This window comes from Bradyrhizobium sp. Kon58, assembly GCF_055807455.1.
Genome location: NZ_JBVVOT010000002.1, coordinates 133,158 through 151,988, shown reverse-complemented (window position 1 = coordinate 151,988; position 18,831 = coordinate 133,158). Strand labels below are relative to the sequence as shown.

At 63.3% G+C, this 18,831-nt stretch carries 17 protein-coding genes; 10 read left to right on the top strand and 7 right to left on the bottom strand.

The features are described from left to right. Window positions 1-6: 6 nt before the first annotated feature. From AC0L20_RS04440 to AC0L20_RS04410, 7 genes are all read right to left on the bottom strand, one after another. Window positions 7-966: a transketolase family protein gene (locus AC0L20_RS04440; RefSeq protein WP_473287574.1), complete on the bottom strand. Its 960-nt coding sequence runs from the start codon at window positions 964-966 to the stop codon at window positions 7-9. 10 nt (window positions 967-976) lie between these two features. Further along, window positions 977-1,825, bottom strand: a complete 849-nt coding sequence (locus AC0L20_RS04435; protein WP_473287573.1) for a transketolase — start codon at window positions 1,823-1,825, stop codon at window positions 977-979. Further along, entirely contained in the window at window positions 1,822-2,850 is a 1,029-nt protein-coding gene (locus AC0L20_RS04430; RefSeq protein WP_473287572.1) for an aminoglycoside phosphotransferase family protein, read from the bottom strand. The genes AC0L20_RS04435 and AC0L20_RS04430 overlap by 4 nt, the downstream gene beginning before the upstream one ends. Further along, complete coding sequence (locus tag AC0L20_RS04425) at window positions 2,847-3,458, bottom strand: HAD family hydrolase (RefSeq protein WP_473287571.1); 612 nt, start codon at window positions 3,456-3,458, stop codon at window positions 2,847-2,849. The genes AC0L20_RS04430 and AC0L20_RS04425 overlap by 4 nt, the downstream gene beginning before the upstream one ends. Before the next feature lie 5 nt (window positions 3,459-3,463). Further along, window positions 3,464-4,465, bottom strand: coding sequence for an NAD-dependent epimerase/dehydratase family protein (locus tag AC0L20_RS04420; protein ID WP_027567501.1), 1,002 nt, complete (start codon window positions 4,463-4,465; stop codon window positions 3,464-3,466). A gap of 27 nt (window positions 4,466-4,492) precedes the next feature. Further along, window positions 4,493-6,064 carry a PfkB family carbohydrate kinase gene (locus AC0L20_RS04415; protein ID WP_473287570.1) on the bottom strand — a complete coding sequence of 524 codons (1,572 nt, stop codon included), beginning with the start codon at window positions 6,062-6,064 and terminating at the stop codon, window positions 4,493-4,495. A gap of 83 nt (window positions 6,065-6,147) precedes the next feature. After that, the gene (locus AC0L20_RS04410; RefSeq protein ID WP_473287569.1) at window positions 6,148-7,176 is read right to left on the bottom strand and encodes an SDR family oxidoreductase; all 1,029 of its coding nucleotides are present in this window, start codon (window positions 7,174-7,176) and stop codon (window positions 6,148-6,150) included. 161 nt (window positions 7,177-7,337) lie between these two features. Here AC0L20_RS04410 and AC0L20_RS04405 point away from each other — a divergent pair, with 161 nt between their 5' ends. The 10 genes from AC0L20_RS04405 to rpoB all read left to right on the top strand — a co-directional run bounded on the left by AC0L20_RS04405 (window position 7,338) and on the right by rpoB (window position 18,812). Next, window positions 7,338-7,925 (top strand): SIS domain-containing protein, encoded by a 588-nt coding sequence (locus tag AC0L20_RS04405; RefSeq protein ID WP_473287568.1) that lies wholly within the window; start codon window positions 7,338-7,340, stop codon window positions 7,923-7,925. Window positions 7,926-7,977: 52 nt separating this feature from the next. Continuing rightward, window positions 7,978-9,270, top strand: a complete 1,293-nt coding sequence (locus AC0L20_RS04400) for a methyltransferase domain-containing protein (RefSeq protein ID WP_473287567.1) — start codon at window positions 7,978-7,980, stop codon at window positions 9,268-9,270. A 376-nt stretch (window positions 9,271-9,646) separates the two neighbouring features. After that, complete coding sequence (gene secE, locus AC0L20_RS04395) at window positions 9,647-9,838, top strand: preprotein translocase subunit SecE (protein WP_007602984.1); 192 nt, start codon at window positions 9,647-9,649, stop codon at window positions 9,836-9,838. After that, entirely contained in the window at window positions 9,838-10,392 is a 555-nt protein-coding gene (gene nusG / locus AC0L20_RS04390) for a transcription termination/antitermination protein NusG (protein ID WP_007602985.1), read from the top strand. The genes secE and nusG overlap by 1 nt, the downstream gene beginning before the upstream one ends. A gap of 130 nt (window positions 10,393-10,522) precedes the next feature. Continuing rightward, entirely contained in the window at window positions 10,523-10,951 is a 429-nt protein-coding gene (gene rplK, locus AC0L20_RS04385) for a 50S ribosomal protein L11 (protein ID WP_007602986.1), read from the top strand. A 6-nt stretch (window positions 10,952-10,957) separates the two neighbouring features. Further along, entirely contained in the window at window positions 10,958-11,650 is a 693-nt protein-coding gene (gene rplA / locus AC0L20_RS04380) for a 50S ribosomal protein L1 (protein WP_007602988.1), read from the top strand. Window positions 11,651-11,738: 88 nt separating this feature from the next. Then, complete coding sequence (locus AC0L20_RS04375) at window positions 11,739-12,686, top strand: 2-hydroxyacid dehydrogenase (protein WP_473287566.1); 948 nt, start codon at window positions 11,739-11,741, stop codon at window positions 12,684-12,686. 577 nt (window positions 12,687-13,263) lie between these two features. Further along, window positions 13,264-13,782, top strand: a complete 519-nt coding sequence (rplJ, locus tag AC0L20_RS04370; RefSeq protein WP_026233178.1) for a 50S ribosomal protein L10 — start codon at window positions 13,264-13,266, stop codon at window positions 13,780-13,782. A gap of 54 nt (window positions 13,783-13,836) precedes the next feature. After that, on the top strand, window positions 13,837-14,214 hold the full coding sequence (gene rplL, locus AC0L20_RS04365) for a 50S ribosomal protein L7/L12 (RefSeq protein ID WP_007602994.1): 378 nt from the start codon (window positions 13,837-13,839) through the stop codon (window positions 14,212-14,214). A gap of 482 nt (window positions 14,215-14,696) precedes the next feature. Beyond that, window positions 14,697-18,812, top strand: a complete 4,116-nt coding sequence (gene rpoB / locus AC0L20_RS04360) for a DNA-directed RNA polymerase subunit beta (protein ID WP_007602996.1) — start codon at window positions 14,697-14,699, stop codon at window positions 18,810-18,812. Window positions 18,813-18,831 lie beyond the last annotated feature (19 nt).

Here is an 18,831-nt window from a genome sequence, read left to right as displayed (position 1 = left end):
GGCCCGTCAGGTGGAATGAAGTTGCGGAGAGGAGATGAGCGAGGCGGGGAGCGCGCGCGCGATCGAGGTCGCAATGGCGTCGGCGAAAAGTCCGTGCTTCTTCAGCAGCGAGTCCTGCGATCCGTAATTGTGCATGAACCGGTCCGGCAGCGACAACCGCAGCATCGCGGGCAGGCCAGAGCCGAGCTTGTCGATCAGCGCCTCCGCGACCGCGCTGCCAAGGCCGCCCGAGGGCACGTGCTCCTCCAGCGTCGCTACCAGCCTGGTGCCCCGGATCGCTTGCAGCAGCGCCTCGGTATCGAGCGGCTTGACGGTGTGCATGTGCAGGATGCCGGCGCGAATGCCTTGCGCGGCCAGCAAGTCGGCCGCAGCGAGTGCGCGCTGGAGCATGATGCCTGTCGTGACCATGACGACGTCGCCGGGCGGCCGCATCAGGATGGCCTTGCCGATCTCGAAGCCGTGCTCGGCCTTCGAGACCACGGCGTCGCCACCTTTGCCGAGCCGGATGTAGATCGGCCCGGTCCAGTCGAGCGTTTGCTCCATCAGCCGCGCCGCCTCGTCGGCGTCGCACGGGCAGACCACCGTCATGTTCGGCAGCGCCCGCATGATGGCGATGTCCTCGATCGCCTGGTGGGTGGGGCCGAGCGGCGCGTAGACGAGCCCGCCGCCATTGGCGATCAGCCGCACCGGCAGATTGTGCAGGCACAGATCGACCGCGACTTGCTCGTAGCAGCGGCGGGTGAGGAATGTGGCTATGGTGTTGACGTAGGGCACGAAGCCTTCCATCGCGAGACCGGCCGACATGCCGATGATGTGCGCTTCCGAAATGCCTTCGATCAGGTGGCGCTTGGGAAACTCCTTGCTCATCGCGCGCAAGGTACCTGCGCCGGGATCGGAGCCGATGTAGAGCACACGCTCGTCGCGCGCGGCGAGCTTGTGGACCATGTTCATCGCGGTGTTGCGCATGAGGACCCGATCAAAAATCCCCGACGGCGACGCGGATGGCGTCGAGCTCGCTGTCGGTGAGCTTGTTCTTGTGATGCCAATCGGCGTTGGATTCCGCGGCCGGCAGACCCTTGCCCTTGACGGTATGGCAGATGATCGCGGTGGGTTTTCCCGGAACGGCTGGGACCTGCTTCAGGACGTTGCGCAGGGCGCCGACGTCGTGGCCGTTGAGCTCCTGGACGGCAAAGCCGAAGCTGCGCCATTTGTCTGCGAGCGGCTCCAGCGGCAGGACGTAATCGGTGGGCCCGTAGCTCTGCAGCTTGTTGTAGTCGATCAGCGCGACCAGATTGTCGAGCCCGTGCTTGGCCGCGCCCATGGCGGCTTCCCACACCGATCCCTCGTTGATCTCGCCGTCGCCGAGCAGGACGAAGGTGCGGTAGCTGCGCTCGCGCATGCGCGCGGCGAGCGCGAGGCCGACACCGATCGACAGGCCGTGTCCGAGCGCACCCGTCGAGGCCTCGACCCCCGGCACCATTCCGTATTCGGGATGTCCGCCCAGAATGCTGTCGGGGCCGCAGAAACCGTCCAGCTCCGACAGCGGAAAGAATCCGCGATCGGCCAGCAGCGCATAGAGCGCCAGACACCCGTGTCCCTTGCTGAGGATCGCGCGGTCGCGGGCCGGATCGCGCGGGTTGTTCGGATCGATCCGCAGCACGTCGTCGTAGAGCACGCGGACCATCTCGATCAGCGACAACGCCGGACCGACATGTCCGCGCCCCGCGGAGCGGACAGAACTGAGCACCAGTCGGCGCAGATAAAGGCTACGCTCGTCCAGCGTGCAGGTGAGGGCGGCTTCAGCGTGGGGCGAGATCTGGGTCACTTCGGTAAATCGGTTGGGCGAATCGTCTGGTGAAGCCGGCGGGCTTTGTCGAGCTGACCGGCGAGGCGGATCCTAACATCGCCACCTTGCGCAGCGATTGCGCGCCGGGAGCGGCTGTCCGGCAAATAGGCGTTCAGGACAATCAGGCACCAGATTCCCTTGAACACAGGATACAGTACGTCACGGCGGATCGCAAACGCGTCATCGCTCGACTCGAAGGCGCGCGACAGCCGTTCGATCAAGCGATTCGCGCTCGCTTCCGGCAGGTCACTGCCGGGGTGAATGGCGGTGTCGGACACGAGCTTGACCGGGTCGTCCCAGCCAAAATATTCGAAGTCGATGAATCGCAAGCGCCCGTCTTCGGCGCGCAACGCGTTGTGCAGTCCGAAATCGGACGGACTTAGCGCGCGATGGATGGGCGCAAGGTCCGCCGTTGGATCCCAGCCGAGTTCCGCGTAGCGCCGACGGAGCTGCCGAATCGCGACGTCAACGCTGGGAACCAGGCTGCCTTCCATGAACGCGCGCAGGTCGGGATGATCATCCGAGGCTCGCCTCAAAGCGTCCAGGCGCTGTTCGTACTGGGCGATGGCCGCCTCGGGCGAGAAGATGCTGGCTGAGGCGTTGCGCAAAATTTGCGCGCCTTCGGCTTTGCGCAGCTTCTGCAGCTCTATGAGGAAATCGGCGAGTTGGTCGGCGTCGTCGCCCTGGGGACGCAGCGCCGCGGCCTCGCCGTCGAACCATTGGTACAGCGCGCAGAATGCATCTGCGTCCTTCGCGACTGGCTGCGGTGTCGACGTGATGCCGTGGCGCGCCAGGAACGAGAGTGCATCATACTCCTGTCCCAGGCGATCGCGTCCGTCGGACGGATAATGCTTGAGGGCGAGGGGCGGTCCATCCACCATCTCCAGCCGAAACACCCTGTTGTTGCCGCCGGATCGTGCCGGCTGGGCGGACGCAACACGCGCATCGGCCAGGCGGCTGCCGATCGCCATCGCATCCGGCGCGGTGATGTCGGTCTCGCTCATGCCGCAAACACCTCACGGCGGATATCGGCCCATGTCGCGATCGGCTTGCAGTGTTCGGGGTGGGGCGGCCGCGACTGCGTGAACAAGATCGATCGCGTGGCCTTCGGAAAATGCGGTTGCTCGAAGACGTCGATGAGGTCATCGATGAAGACGTCGAGCTTCAGGCTCACGAGCCTCTCGACCTTGGCGGGCAGTGTGTCCTCGAAATAGACATCGCCGATAGCCAGCGCCGCATCCGCAGCGTCGACCAGGTTGGCCCCCCGCAGCCAGCTGCGCGCGGCGTCACGCAGGTCGGTGCGGTCGGGGTCCTGATGACCGAATCGGGTCTTGTGGCTGACGATGCAGACCTTCGCGCCGGCCTCCTTGCACGCCGCCAGGAATTCCCGCACTCCCGGATAGATTTCGGCGCCGCCAATTCCCTTGCCGTAGACGAAGCCTTGCAGTCCTTGCCAGGCGAGCTCGCCGCCCGCGCGGGACCGGAGATGATCCCGTAGGTCGGTCTTAAGCCCCTCCCACCCTTCCGGCACCAGCCCACGCTCACGTGCGACGGCAGCAAAGACCTTGTCGTAGCAGATGATCGTGTTGTCGAAATCGATGCCGATCCGCACGCCGCTCACTTCAGGCTGATGTTCTGCATCATCTTGATGTTGAAGTACCGGGGGTCGTTGAGCGAGTTCGGCAGGCGGCCGCCCTTGAAGGCGTTGACGAGGCCGGACACGGCCTGCTCGATCGTGTGGGTCGGCGCAAAGCCGAGCTCGCGGCGGATCTTCTCCGACGAGACGTGGTAGGAGCGGAGATCGTCGGTCGGCTCGACGACGACGTCGACATTGCTGCCGACCACCGACTTGACGATGTCGGCGATCTTCATCAGCGAATGGTTTTCGTAGCCGATATTGTAGGTCTTGCCGTCGATCTTTGCGTCATCCTGCTGGAGCAGGAACAGATAGGCCGCTGACATGTCCTCGATGTGCAAATTGGGCCGGCGCTGCGTTCCGCCGAACACGCGGATGCGGCCGGTGTTGACCGCGAGATTTGTCAGGATGTTGACGACGACGTCGAGCCGCTGCCGCGGTGCGTAGCCGCAGACGGTGGCGGGACGAACCGTGCAGGTGACGAAACCGGACGCGGCCTCGTCGGCAAGGTCGGTCTCGCACATCGCCTTGAACTTCGAGTAGTCCGTGAGCGGCTCGCAGGATAGGTCCTCGGTCACCTCGGCTTCGTCCTTGATGCCGTAGACGCTGGACGAGGAGGCATAGATGAAGCGCTTGATGCCCGCCTTCTTGGCGGCGCGTACCATCGGCCGGAAGCAATCGTAATTGATGGACTTGCCGAGCCCCGGGTCCAGCTCGAATGACGGGTCGTTGGAGATGCAGGCGAGGTGAATCACGGCGTTGTTGCCGCGCAGGGCCTCGTTGATCGCGGCTTCGTCACGGATGTCGCCCTTGATCAGGCGCAAATCGGGATTGCTGCGGACGGCATCGAACACGTCCTCGCCATACATGAACAGGTCGAGCACGGTGACCTTGTGGCCCGCAGCGAGCAACTGGGGAACCAGCACGCTGCCGACATAGCCGGCACCACCGGTGACCATCACATTCCATTTTTGACCAATCACTGTCGTTCTCCAGTATCTGCCGTCGCGCTACTTCAGCAACGCGGTGACGAACTTGACCAGCGGCACCTTTTCGACCGAGCTGCGGTGGCCGACAATCCCGACCTTGATCGCGCCGGCCGCGTTGCCGATGAAAGCGACGTCCTCGATATTGCCGCCGGCGGCGACCAGCGGCGCGGTGATCGTCAGGAAGGCGTCCCCCGCGCCGACGGTGTCGACGACGGTCTTGGTGAAGGCGGGGACGCGCGTGACGCCGGTTTTCGACGAGAAGGGGTAACAGCCGAAGGAGCCGTGCGTGATAATCATGTTGTCGCAGTCGATCTTGCCATGCAGGCCGGTCTCGATCACGGACGCGATGTCGCTGAACTTGTCGGTTGCAGCCAGACGCGCCTCTGGCGCGTCGATGCAGATGTAGTCGGCCCGCGGATACCTCGTGATCAGGTTGTAGCCGTGATTGCCGCTGTTGCTCTGGGCATTGACCGCCAGGAATCTGGAGTTGGCGATCAGGGTGTCGATCGTGCTCGACGCGATCATGCCGTGACCGAAATCAGTGGCGATCACCACGTCCGCGCTACGCACACGCTCCGTCGTGATACGGTCGATTTCCTTCCGATCGGCCTCGTCGAGCGGCGTGTCGTCCATGGTGTAGACTTCGAAGAGCTTGTGCAGATATCCCAGCTCGACGTACCGCGATTTGCGGGTCGTCGGACGGCCCTGAAGGCGGATCGGCGTCAACGTGACGTTCGGGCGGACATGCGCCCGAATGAACTCCTCGGGGTAGTCGTTGCCACCCAGCGTCGTGACGACCTCCACCGACTTGCAGAAGCTCGCGACATGGTTCGCTGCGGCGATGACGCCGCCGGCAAATTGCTCGCCGCTCTTGAACAGCGTGGCGACGATGTTTTCCTTCGAGGCTTTTCCGAGCGCCGTGACGTACTGGTATTCGTCGATGATGGTGTCGCCGACCAGCACGACGTGCATGTCCTGCACCTTGTCGATCAGCTTCAGCAGGCGATCGGCGCCGCCACCTTCACGGACCTTTTGCAGGTAGTCGCGGAGCGGCGGATCGTAGATGTCGAAATACCGGTTCACCAGCGACGAGGAGCTGAATGTCACGTCACGGGTGAACACGATGCGTCCGCCGTGACGCTCGACGACGTCGCGCTCGCTCCGGATCTTGCCGGTCACGTCGTCTTCGGGGTTTTCGTAGTCGGACCCCTTCACATAGATGTCCGGCCGCACCGTATCCAGGATCGGCTCGGCGCTGGAGGTATGATTGATGCCGACCCAATCCACGGTCGCGAGCGAGGCCAGCATCTCGGCCCGCATGTTTTCGGGGAAGATCGGCCGACCGGGTCCCTTGTTGACGTAACGGTCGGCGGTGATCGTCACCATGACGACGTCGCCCTCGTTGCGCGCCGCCTGGATGTGTCTGATATGGCCGAGATGCACGAGGTCGAAGACGCCGTGGCAGAGTGCAACCTTCCGGCCCCGCGCTTGCGCGGACCGCGCGATCTCGCCCAGTTCCTCGATTGTCTTGATCTTTTCGTGCGCCGCCAGTTGGTCGTTCAACGCGGGAGTGTCGGTCGGAATATTGCCCATGTGAATAACCCAAAGCGCCAGCCGGCCTCAGCCGGGCGGCCCGGAATTGATCGATTCGCGGCAACGATACCCGGCTAACCTGTTCACTGGCTTTCCTTCTGCGGCGCGCCGGACGCCGCGTCGTTGTTGTCCCCGAGATATTTGAACCAGTCCTTCGTGGCGTCCGCGATCTTGTCCACTGTCCATAAGGGGGCGTCCTTGTACTGATCCATCGACTTCAGCATCGTCGCGACCCCGTCCTCAAATTTTACCTTCGGCGTCCATTTCAGGATCCGCTTGATCTTGGTGATGTCGGCATAGGTGCAGTCGGGCTCGCCGGGACGTTTGGGAATGTGGACCTTGTCGCCGCCGAGAAGCTCGACTAGCCGGTTGACACTGTAGGTATTGTCGGAGCCGACGTTGAAAATCTCGTTCGAAACATCGGAGCGCGCGGCGGTCACGAAAGCGTCGGCGACATCGCTGACGAAGGTGAAGTCGCGGGTCTGCTCGCCGTCGCCGACCACCGTGAAGGGCTTGCCGGCGAGCTTCTGCGCCATGAACACGCCGAACACGGCGCCATAGGTGCCCGTGGTGCGATGGCGCGGCCCGTACACGTTGAACAGGCGCAGCGCGACCGCGGGCAGCTTGTAGACCTGGCACCAGTGCATGACGCACTGCTCGCCGAGATTCTTGGTGAGGGCATAGGGATACATCGGCCGGATCTCGGCGCTCTCCGGCGTCGGGTAGACGTCGGGAATTCCGTAGCAGGACGACGACGCGGCATAAATGAAGCGGCTGACGCCCGCCTGCCGTGCAGCCTCGAGAACGTTGACGGTGCCGTCGACGTTTGCGCGGTGATACGGGATCGGGGACTCGATCGAGGGAACGATGTCGGCCAGCGCTGCGAGATGGAATACCCAGTCGATGCCGTCGAAATGCGGCTTGATCGATTCGAGCTCGGTGACGTCGGCCCGCACGATCTTCAGTCGATCAGAATCGACGCGCGAGGCCAGATTTTCAGGGCGTCCGATCACGAAATTATCGAGCGCGATGACCTCGTGGCCATCGTCGAGGAGGCGGTCGACGAGGTGACTGCCGATGAAGCCGGCGCCACCGGTAACGATGCATTTCATAGGAACATCCGTGATGCGAATGCCCAGCGAAACAGGCCCGCCAATGTTGAGTGAAGGTGGAAACCGAATCGGCTGCTGGTCGACTTCGAAGGTAATATACCTTTGCAATCGCTGGTGATAGCCGGTATCAGGGCGTCATGTCGCCGTCGAGCCGCGAGCCCATGCCTGCCGAGTCCGTCGATCCCGATCACAAGGCTTTCCTTGACGACTACGTAGGGCGCCTCCATCGTGCGACGGCAATTGACGACGGGGTTTTCGCCAGGATTTCCGCCACCCGCACGGCCTGGTTGCGCGCGCGCGAGCAGGGCGGCCGCGTCATCTTCATCGGCAATGGAGGCTCGGCCGGCATCGCCTCCCATCTCGCAATCGATCTGGCGAAGAACGCATCGGTGCCCGCACTCTGCTTCAGCGATGCGAGCATGATGTCGTGCCTTGCCAATGATTACGGTTTCGAGGACTGGATTGCGCATGCTGTGAGGTTGAGCGCCCGCGCCGGCGATTGCCTCGTCGCGATCAGCTCGTCGGGACGCTCGAAGAACATTCTCAATGCGGTCGCGCAGGCGCGGGCGATGAATCTCGATGTGATCACGCTGTCGGGCATGAACGCGGGGAACCCGCTGCGCAATCTCGGCGACGTCAATTATTACGTCGACAGCCGCAGCTACAACATTGTCGAGACCACGCATCAGTTCTGGATGATGGCCGCGATCGACCTCATCATCGGTCGCGCGGAATATCCGGCCTCCTGAGGCGGTGCCCTCGATCTGATCACCACGGGATGAGCTTGCCTCGCCCGCTCGCATGTCTCCGTTTTACGGTCCTACGATGAAAAACCTGTTCTACGTCCGTCATACCTGCCGCCTCTGTCATTCGGACAAGCAAGAGCTTGTCGTCCCGATGGCAGGCATGCCCATTGGCACGCCGAACTTCCAGGTGCCGGATGCAAGCGTCGACGATCCCGTCTTTCGGGCCGCGGTGCCGATGGCGCTGCACCTGTGCGCGGACTGCGGCCATCTGCAGATTCTCCACGTCGGCAATCCAGAGATCCAATACCGAAACTACGTTTATACCACCTCGCTCTCGCTTGGCCTGCGGGAGCACTTCGCGGGCTATGCCAACGACGTCGTCAGCCGATTCGCCATCGCGCCGGGCTCGCTGGTCGTCGAGCTCGGCAGCAACGACGGATCGCTGCTCGGTTTCTTCAGGGAGCGCGGCATGCGGGTGCTGGGTGTCGATCCCGCCGTCGACATCGCGCGGCGTGCGACGGAAGCGGGAATCGAGACCATCGGCGATTTCTTCACCGATGCCATCGGTCGTCGCATCCTGCAAAGCCACGGCGCGGCCAGGGTCGTGATCGCCAACAACATGATCGCCAATGTCGACGATCTCGACCCACTGGTGATCGGGGTTCGCGACGTGCTTGCGCCGGACGGGCTGTTCGTTTTCGAAACGCAGTATGGCGTCGACGTCACCGAGAAGAACCTTCTCGACACCGTCTATCACGAGCATCTGTCGTATTTTAACATCAAGCCGCTGACGCGCTTCTTCGCGCGCCTCGGCATGGAAGTGATCGACGTCCAGCACATCGAGACCAAGGGCGGCTCGATCCGGGTGACGGTGCAGCGTGCCGGCGGCGCGAAGAAGCCGTCCGCGGAAGTCGCGCGCTTCATTGCAGAGGAAGACCGGCTCGGCGTCGACCGGCCGGCCTACTATGTGCCGTATGCGAAGAGGATCGCCGCCATCCGCGACGAGCTGGTCGCGATGGCCGATGCCGCCCATGCGCGCGGCCAGCTCGTGGCCGGCTACGGCGTCTCGGTCGGGACCACGACCCTGCTGCCGCAGTTCGGCCTGGAGAACAAGATCGACTTCCTGGTGGACGACGACCCCAAGAAGGGGAACGTGATGGCCGGCCCCGGGTACGACATCCCGATCCTGCCGCCCGCCGCCCTTTACGAGCGCAAGCCGGCGTTCGTCGTCGTCTTCGCCTGGCGCTATGTGGATCCGATCCGGGCCAAGCATGCCGGCTATTTCGCAGAGGGCGGAAAGTTCGTTGTGCCGTTGCCGGGCATTTCGACGATCGACCGGGCCGACTGACCTTGAGGGGTCGCCAAAGGGGCTGCAGGTGAGGGGGGCCCCGGTGGTCTCGTTCTGCGAGGAACCGGCTGAGGCCCTGGGGCGGCGCTTTGCAGGCGGCAGATAAGCCCTTGATCGGCCTGATCTCTAATCGGTCGCCCGCGGAGGTCGGTTTACCCGCGCGGGCCCTCTCTATCTTGACCTTTGGTCCCATCCGCAGTAGATACCGCGCACTCGCAGCCGGCCCGTTAGACGCGGATTTCCGGCGCGGCTTTGAAATCCCCGAACAATCGAGCCCGATTTCCGGCTCATCCTTCGACAGAGGGCTGGGCCAACGGCGGCTGTTCGGATCCCTGAAATTCATTCGCGTCTGTCGACGGACGTTGGACATCAAACGATGGCAGTCAGCCCGTTCAAGTTCTTGCAGGAAGTCCGCTCGGAGACCGCCAAGGTCACCTGGCCGACCCGCCGCGAGACCACGATCACCACCATCATGGTGTTCGTCATGGTCGCCGTGGCCTCGATCTTCTTCTTCGCCGCCGACCAGATCATCCGCGTCCTCATCACCTTCCTTCTGGGCATTCACTGATGGCAACAGCAACGGCTCAATTGTCTGACAAGCGCTGGTACATCGTCCACGCCTATTCGAACTTCGAGAAGAAGGTCGCCGAATCGATCCGCGAGCAGGCCAAGCAGCGTGGGCTCGAGGAGCTGTTCGAGCTGGTGCTGGTTCCGACCGAGAAGGTCACGGAAGTGCGCCGCGGCCGCAAGATCGACGCCGAGCGCAAGTTCTTCCCGGGCTACGTGCTGGTGAAGATGAAGCTGACCGACGAGGCGTTTCATCTGATCAAGAATACGCCGAAGGTGACCGGCTTCCTCGGCGCGGAAAACAAGCCGATGCCGATCTCGGAAGCCGAGGCCATGCGCATTCTGCACCAGGTGCAGGAGGGCGTGGAGCGGCCGAAGGCGTCGGTGTCGTTCGAAATCGGCGAGAACGTGCGCGTGGCCGACGGCCCGTTTGCCTCGTTCTCGGGTGTGGTCGAGGAAATCGACGAGGCGCGCTCGCGCGTGAAGGTCGCGGTGTCGATCTTTGGCCGCGCCACGCCGGTCGAACTGGAATTCGGTCAGGTCGAGAAGGTCTGATCGAGTAGGCGTGAGGCTTCGGTCTCGCGCAACAAGAGGCCGTGGGAGGGAGAGGGCGGTTGCCAGCCGCATCCGACCCAGACCACGAACCTGAAACCGCCGGCCCAGGCCGGCCCAACAGGAGTGATACATGGCAAAGAAAGTGACCGGATACCTGAAGCTTCAGGTCCCGGCCGGTGCGGCGAATCCTTCGCCCCCGATCGGTCCCGCGCTCGGTCAGCGCGGTCTCAACATCATGGAGTTCTGCAAGGCGTTCAACGCCCAGACCCAGAAGGAAGAGAAGAATACCCCCATTCCCGTCGTGATCACGATCTACGCCGATCGTTCGTTCACGTTCGAGATGAAGACGCCGCCGATGTCCTTCTTCCTCAAGCAGGCTGCCAAGATCCAGTCCGGCTCCAAGGCGCCGGGCCGTGACAAGGCTGGCGCGGTGACCAAAGCGCAGGTGCGCGAGATCGCCGAGAAGAAGATGAAGGATCTCAATTGCGACTCGATCGAGTCGGCCATGAAGATGGTCGAGGGCTCTGCCCGTTCGATGGGTCTGGAAGTGGCGGGGTAAGGGCTCATGGCAATCGGAAAGCGTTTGAACAAAGCCCGCGAAGGTATTGATCGCGAAAAGCTTTACCCGCTCGCGGACGCCATCAAGATGGTCAAGGAACGCGCGAAAGCGAAGTTCGACGAGACCATCGAGGTCGCGATCAATCTCGGCGTCGATCCGCGTCACGCCGACCAGATGGTCCGCGGTGTCGTGACCTTGCCGAACGGCACCGGCCGTACGCTCCGCGTCGGCGTGTTCGCCCGCGGCGCCAAGGCCGACGAGGCCAAGGCTGCGGGTGCCGATGTCGTCGGCGCCGAGGACCTGGTCGAGAAGGTGCAGAACGGTACGATCGATTTCGACCGCTGTATCGCAACCCCCGACATGATGCCGCTGGTCGGCCGCCTTGGTAAGGTGCTCGGCCCGCGCGGCCTGATGCCGAACCCGAAGATCGGCACCGTGACCATGGACGTCACCGGCGCTGTGAAGGGCGCCAAGGGCGGTTCGGTCGAGTTCCGCGTCGAAAAGGCCGGCATCCTGCAGGCTGGCGTCGGCAAGGCCTCGTTCACCGAGGAAAAACTGGTCGAGAACATCAAGGCTCTCGCTGACGCTGTCTCCAAGGCCAAGCCGGCCGGTTCCAAGGGCACCTACATCCAGCGCGTTGCGGTGTCCTCGTCGATGGGTCCCGGCGTGAAGGTCGAGCCGGGCACCATTCTCGGCTAAGGTTTGGAAATGACATGAGGCGAGGGGCGGAATTGGGCAACCGATTCCGCCCCTCGTCGTTTGACGGCGTTCACCGGAAACAAGAACAATGACTGACAAGGTCCTGATCTACTCGCGCTTTCCCAAGACGATGATGGCGCGCTTCGCCGAGCGGTTCGAGCTGCTCGACACCGGCGGCAAGCCGGCGCGGGAGATGTTTTCGGCCGATGAGCTCGGCGGCATCCGCGCGGTGCTCACCGCCGGCGGCACGCCGCTGGGCGCGGAGGCGATGGACCTGTTTCCGAAGCTCGGCGCCATCGTCTGCTACGGCACTGGCTATGACGGTGTTGACCTGAAGGCCGCTGCTGCCCGCAACATCGCGGTCGGACATAGCCCGGGCGCCAATGCGGCCTCGGTCGCCGACATCGCGATGACCCTGATGCTCGGGACGACGCGGCGAATCCTGGTTGCCGACCAGTACGTCCGCAGCGGCGATTGGGCGGCGTCAAAGCCCTCGCCGATGATGCGCCCGCAGGCCGGGATGCCGGGCCGCCGCATCGGCGTCTACGGCATGGGCGAGATCGGCCGCAAGATCGCAGCGCGCTGCGCATCCTTCGAGAGCGAAATCGGCTATTTCAACCGCAGCAAATACGATCTGCCCTATCAATATTTCCCGACGCTGGAGGCGCTGGCCGACTGGTGCAGCGTGCTGATGATTGCGGTGCGGGCAGGAGCCGAGACCCAGCATGCCGTCAGCGCCGACATCCTCAAGCGCCTCGGGGCGGACGGCTATGTCGTCAACATCTCCCGCGGCTCGGTGATCGACGAGAAAGCCCTGGTGGCGGCGCTCACCGAGAGGACCATCGCCGGAGCCGGTCTTGACGTCTACGACAAGGAACCGCACGCCCCGGACGCGCTGACGGCGCTGCCCAACGTCGTGTTCGCCCCCCATATCGGCGGCCACACCCTCGAATCGCACGTCGCAATGCAGAGCTGCGTGCTGGCGAACCTGACCGCGTTTTTCGAAGGCAAGCCACTGCCTTACGGGGTCAAATGAGCCTGAATCGGCCCTTGTCGGCCCGGGTCAAGCGCCTGCGGCAACGGATTGGAACTGGTGTGAATTTTGCTCTTGGCAAGCAGGCCCCGAGCGGTTAAAGAACCGCTTCCGGACGTGCCGGCCTCGGCTGGCGCGTTCGTGCACGCATTCCGAAAACAAGCGATGGAGATCATTCCTTTTCAGGGCGTCCGTGAGGATTTGCCGGAAAAGGAGGGAAACCCGTCGGGTGTGGGATGCGGGCAGAGGTCGGGCGGTTCGCCGGCTGACCTTGTCCTGTCCAAGACTGCAGGCGCCCGCGGGGAATTTCGATTTCTCAACGGCTTAATCGCATGGCCTGCATAGACGGGTGAAGACCGAATTTCACGTCGTGACCGCCTTAGGGTCGGTTGCGGAATGGGTTTGGTTCGGACCTCGACACGCCGTGGGCTCCAACGAGCTCCCGGAGGGCAGGCTTTGAATTGTCGTCTTGCCCGGCGTGTCCGATGGGTTTGGCCCTGAGGTTCAGGTTTGGGCGGGACGATGGGTGCAACCCGGCGGTCCCGCTTTCGCGATGGCCGCCAACCGGAAAGAGCTTGCTGTGGAACGAGCGGCAAAAAAGGAAGCGGTCGAACAGCTCAATGGGGTCTTCAAGACCACGAGCGTCGCGGTCGTTGCCCAATATTCCGGCCTGACCGTTGCCCAGATGCAGAAACTGCGCTCGCAGATGAAGCAGGCTGGCGCCTCGGTGAAGGTCTCGAAGAACCGTCTCGCCAAAATTGCTCTTGAAGGCACTGACGTCGTTGCCATCGGCCCCATGCTGAAGGGACCGACCGTGATCGCCACTTCGGACGATCCGGTAGCGGCGCCAAAGGTCGCCGTCGAATTCGCCAAGGCGAACGAAAAGTTCGTCATCATTGGTGGCTCGATGGGAACGACCGTCCTGAATGTCGACGGTGTGAAGGCACTTGCCTCGCTGCCGTCGCTTGACGAACTGCGCGCCAAGATCGTCGGCCTGCTTGTGGCCCCGGCGACCAAGATCGCTCAGCTCGCCAACGCGCCCGCGGGCAAGCTCGCGCGCGTCATCCAGGCTTATGCCTCAAAGAGCGAAGCGGCCTGACGCCCTTCGCAAAACTCAAACCCGAACCAGACTTACATTCAAGGAAACTGAACAATGGCTGACCTGCAGAAGATCGTTGACGACCTCTCGAGCCTCACCGTGCTCGAAGCTGCCGAACTCGCGAAGCTCCTCGAAGAGAAGTGGGGCGTTTCGGCTGCCGCGGCTGTCGCCGTGGCCGGCCCGGCTGGTGGTGGCGCTGCCGCTGCTCCGGCCGAAGAGAAGACCGAGTTCACGGTCGTTCTTGCCGCCGCCGGCGACAAGAAGATCGAGGTCATCAAGGAAGTCCGCGCCATCACCGGCCTGGGCCTGAAGGAAGCAAAGGACCTCGTCGAGGGCGCGCCGAAGCCTGTCAAGGAAGGCGTGAACAAGGACGAAGCCGAGAAGCTCAAGGCCCAGCTCGAGAAGGCTGGCGCGAAGGTCGAGCTCAAGTAAGCAGCGCTTACTGGCACGAGATCCCGGTCAGCATCATCGCAACCGGGATCTCGGTCCACTCCCTGAAGGGGTGGGCCAGATGCAAAAGGCGTGCGACGGAACGACCCGACGCAGGCCGAACACGAAAAAGTGTGGGGATTTGAGGGTTTGTCCCTCGAATCTGCACTAATGTCGCCCCATATCGGGTCGGCAGCACGAAAGCGCGGTGGGCAGGGATGCCGCATTCCCTGTAAGCCGTTGGGAGAGCAAGCTATTTCGGGCTTTTGCAGTCCGTGAAGAGGTTGGTTGTGACGGGCGGGCGCGCTCCTGCGCCCCGCGCGTCGTTTTGCGTTTTGAAGGTCTGAAGAACAGATTCAGGACATTCCTGCCTGAAACTGAGTCTCCGGCCCCCAAGACGGGTTCGAAAAATTCAACCCGGGGAGCGGCGGTCGCCGCGTTCCGGAGGGCGCGCCCAAATCGGGCGACGAAAATGAGAGGCCACGATGGCGCAGCAGACATTCACCGGTCGCAAACGCGTTCGCAAGTTCTTCGGACACATCAAGGAAGTGGCCGAGATGCCGAACCTCATCGAGGTTCAGAAGGCGTCCTATGACCAGTTCCTGATGGTCGACGAGCCCCAGGGCGGGCGGTCGGACGAGGGCTTGCAGGCGGTATTCCGCTCGGTGTTCCCGATCTCGGACTTCTCGGGCACCTCGATGCTGGAATTCGTCCGTTACGAGTTCGAGCCGCCGAAATACGACGTCGACGAGTGCCGCCAGCGTGGCATGACCTTCGCGGCCCCCCTCAAGGTGACGCTGCGCCTCATCGTGTTCGATATCGACGAGGAAACCGGCGCGAAGTCGGTCAAGGACATCAAGGAGCAGGACGTCTACATGGGCGACATCCCGCTCATGACGATGAACGGCACCTTCATCGTCAACGGCACCGAGCGCGTCATCGTCTCGCAGATGCACCGTTCGCCGGGCGTGTTCTTCGACCACGACAAGGGCAAGACCCACTCGTCGGGCAAGCTGCTGTTCGCCGCCCGCGTGATCCCGTATCGCGGCTCCTGGCTCGACATCGAGTTCGACGCCAAGGACATCGTCTATGCGCGTATCGACCGTCGCCGCAAGCTTCCGGTGACGTCGCTGATGTTCGCGCTCGGCCTCGACGGCGAGGCGATCCTCAGCACCTTCTACAAGAAGATCCAGTACAAGCGGATCAAGGAAGGCTGGCGCGTTCCGTTCGACGCCAATCGTTTCCGCGGCTACTCGACCATCAACGACCTGATCGACGCCGATACCGGCAAGGTCGTGCTCGAAGCCGGCAAGAAGCTCACCGTGCGCGGTGCGCGTCAGATGCAGGAGAAGGGGCTGAAGGCGCTGCGCCTGTCGGACGCGGAGCTCGTCGGCAACTACATCGCCGAGGACCTCGTCAATCCCAAGACCGGCGAGATCCACGCGGAAGCCGGTGAAGAGATCACCGACAAGTCGATGAAGGCTCTCAACGAGCAGGGCTACAAGGAGCTGCCGCTGCTCGACATCGACCACGTCAATGTCGGCGCCTACATCCGCAATACGCTCTCGGCCGACAAGAACATGACGCGTGAGGACGCGCTGTTCGACATCTACCGCGTGATGCGTCCGGGCGAGCCGCCGACGCTGGATTCGGCGCAGGCGATGTTCCAGTCGCTGTTCTTCGACGCCGAGCGCTACGACCTCTCCGCGGTCGGCCGCGTCAAGATGAACATGCGCCTCGACCTCGATGCGCCCGACACCCAGCGCACGCTGCGCAAGGAAGACATCCTCTCCGTCATCAAGACGCTGGTGGATTTGCGCGACGGCAAGGGCGAGATCGACGACATCGACCATCTCGGCAACCGCCGTGTGCGTTCGGTCGGCGAGCTCATGGAGAACCAGTATCGCATCGGCTTGCTCCGCATGGAGCGCGCGATCAAGGAGCGCATGTCTTCGGTCGACATCGACACGGTCATGCCGCAGGACCTGATCAACGCCAAGCCGGCGGCCGCCGCCGTGCGCGAGTTCTTCGGCTCCTCGCAGCTCTCGCAGTTCATGGACCAGACCAACCCGCTGTCGGAGATCACCCACAAGCGCCGCCTGTCGGCACTTGGACCGGGCGGTCTGACCCGCGAGCGCGCCGGCTTCGAGGTGCGCGACGTGCATCCGACGCATTACGGCCGCATCTGCCCGATCGAGACGCCGGAAGGTCCGAACATCGGCCTGATCAACTCGCTCGCGACCTTCGCGCGCGTGAACAAGTACGGCTTCGTCGAGACGCCTTACCGCAAGGTTAAGGACGGCCGTGTCACCGACGAGGTCGTGTACCTCTCGGCAATGGAAGAGGGCCGCTACACGGTCGCGCAGGCCAACGTGCCGCTCGATCCGAAGGGCCGCTTCACCGAAGATCTCGTGGTCTGCCGTCACGCCGGCGAAGTCTTGCCGGTGACCCCGGACAAGGTCGACTACATGGACGTGTCGCCGAAGCAGCTCGTTTCGGTCGCGGCCGCGCTGATCCCGTTCCTCGAGAACGACGACGCTAACCGCGCGCTGATGGGCTCGAACATGCAGCGCCAGGCGGTGCCGCTGGTTCGCGCCGAAGCGCCGTTCGTCGGCACCGGCATGGAAGGCGTGGTTGCGCGTGACTCGGGTGCTGCGATCGCGGCGCGCCGTTCGGGCGTGATCGACCAGATCGACGCAACCCGCGTCGTGATCCGCGCCACGGAAGATCTCGATCCGACCAAGTCGGGCGTCGATATCTACCGGCTGATGAAGTACCAGCGCTCCAACCAGTCGACCTGCATCAACCAGCGTCCGCTGGTGAAGGTCGGCGACATCGTCAAGAAGGGCGACATCATCGCCGACGGTCCGTCGACCGATCTCGGCGAGCTCGCGCTCGGCCGGAACGTGCTCGTCGCGTTCATGCCGTGGAACGGCTACAACTTCGAAGACTCGATCCTGCTCTCCGAGCGGATCGTGAAGGAAGACGTGTTTACCTCAATTCATATCGAAGAATTCGAGGTGATGGCCCGCGACACCAAGCTCGGGCCCGAGGAAATCACCCGCGACATTCCGAACGTCTCGGAAGAAGCGCTGAAGAACCTCGACGAAGCCGGCATCGTATACATCGGCGCGGAAGTGCGCGCCGGCGACATCCTGGTCGGCAAGATCACGCCGAAGGGCGAAAGCCCGATGACGCCGGAGGAAAAGCTCCTGCGCGCCATCTTCGGCGAGAAGGCTTCCGACGTCCGCGACACCTCGCTGCGCGTTCCTCCGGGCGTGCAGGGCACCATCGTCGAAGTGCGCGTGTTCAACCGGCACGGCGTCGACAAGGACGAGCGTGCGCTGGCGATCGAGCGGGAAGAGATCGAGCGTCTGGCCAAGGACCGCGACGACGAGCAGGCGATCCTGGACCGCAACGTCTACAACCGCCTTGCCGAGCTGCTCGAAGGACGGCAGGGCATCGCCGGTCCGAAGGGCTTCAAGAAGGACACCAAGATCACCCGTGCGGTGCTCGAGGAGTACCCGAAGTCGCAGTGGTGGCTGTTCGCTTCGCCGAACGACAAGCTGATGGCCGAGATCGAGGCCATGCGGAAGCAGTACGACGAGTCGAAGAAGGGGCTGGAACAGCGCTTCCTCGACAAGGTCGAAAAGCTTCAGCGCGGTGACGAATTGCCGCCCGGCGTGATGAAGATGGTCAAGGTCTTCGTCGCGGTGAAGCGCAAGATCCAGCCCGGCGACAAGATGGCCGGCCGCCACGGCAACAAGGGCGTGGTGTCGAAGATCGTGCCGATCGAGGACATGCCGTTCCTCGAAGACGGTACGCATGCCGACATCGTGCTCAATCCGCTCGGCGTGCCCTCGCGCATGAACGTCGGACAGATCCTCGAGACCCATCTCGGCTGGGCCTGTGCCGGCCTCGGCAAGCGTATCGGCCAGACGGTCGATGCCTATTTGTCGAAGCAGGACATCCGGCCGCTGAAGGAAACCTTGAAGAAGGTCTACGGCGAGGACGAGACGATCAAGTCGCTCAACGACAACGAGTTGATCGAGCTCGGCCACAATCTGAGCCGCGGCGTTCCGATCGCGACGCCGGTGTTCGACGGCGCCAAGGAAGCCGACATCGAGGAGATGCTGAAGCTTGCCGGTCTGGACGCTTCGGGCCAGTCGACCGTCTATGACGGCCGCACCGGCGATGCCTTCGATCGCAAGGTGACGGTGGGCTACATCTACATGCTCAAGCTGCACCATCTCGTCGACGACAAGATCCACGCGCGTTCGATCGGTCCGTACTCGCTCGTTACCCAGCAGCCGCTGGGCGGCAAGGCGCAGTTCGGCGGCCAGCGTTTCGGCGAAATGGAAGTGTGGGCGCTCGAGGCTTACGGCGCGGCGTACACGCTCCAGGAGATGCTGACCGTGAAGTCGGACGACGTCGCCGGCCGTACCAAGGTGTACGAGGCGATCGTGCGTGGCGACGACACCTTCGAGGCCGGTATTCCGGAATCGTTCAACGTGCTGGTCAAGGAAATGCGCTCGCTCGGCCTCAACGTCGACTTGCACAATTCCAAGGTCGGACCGGGGACGGCGGAAGCGGCCGAGTAATACGACCCTCATGCCCGGC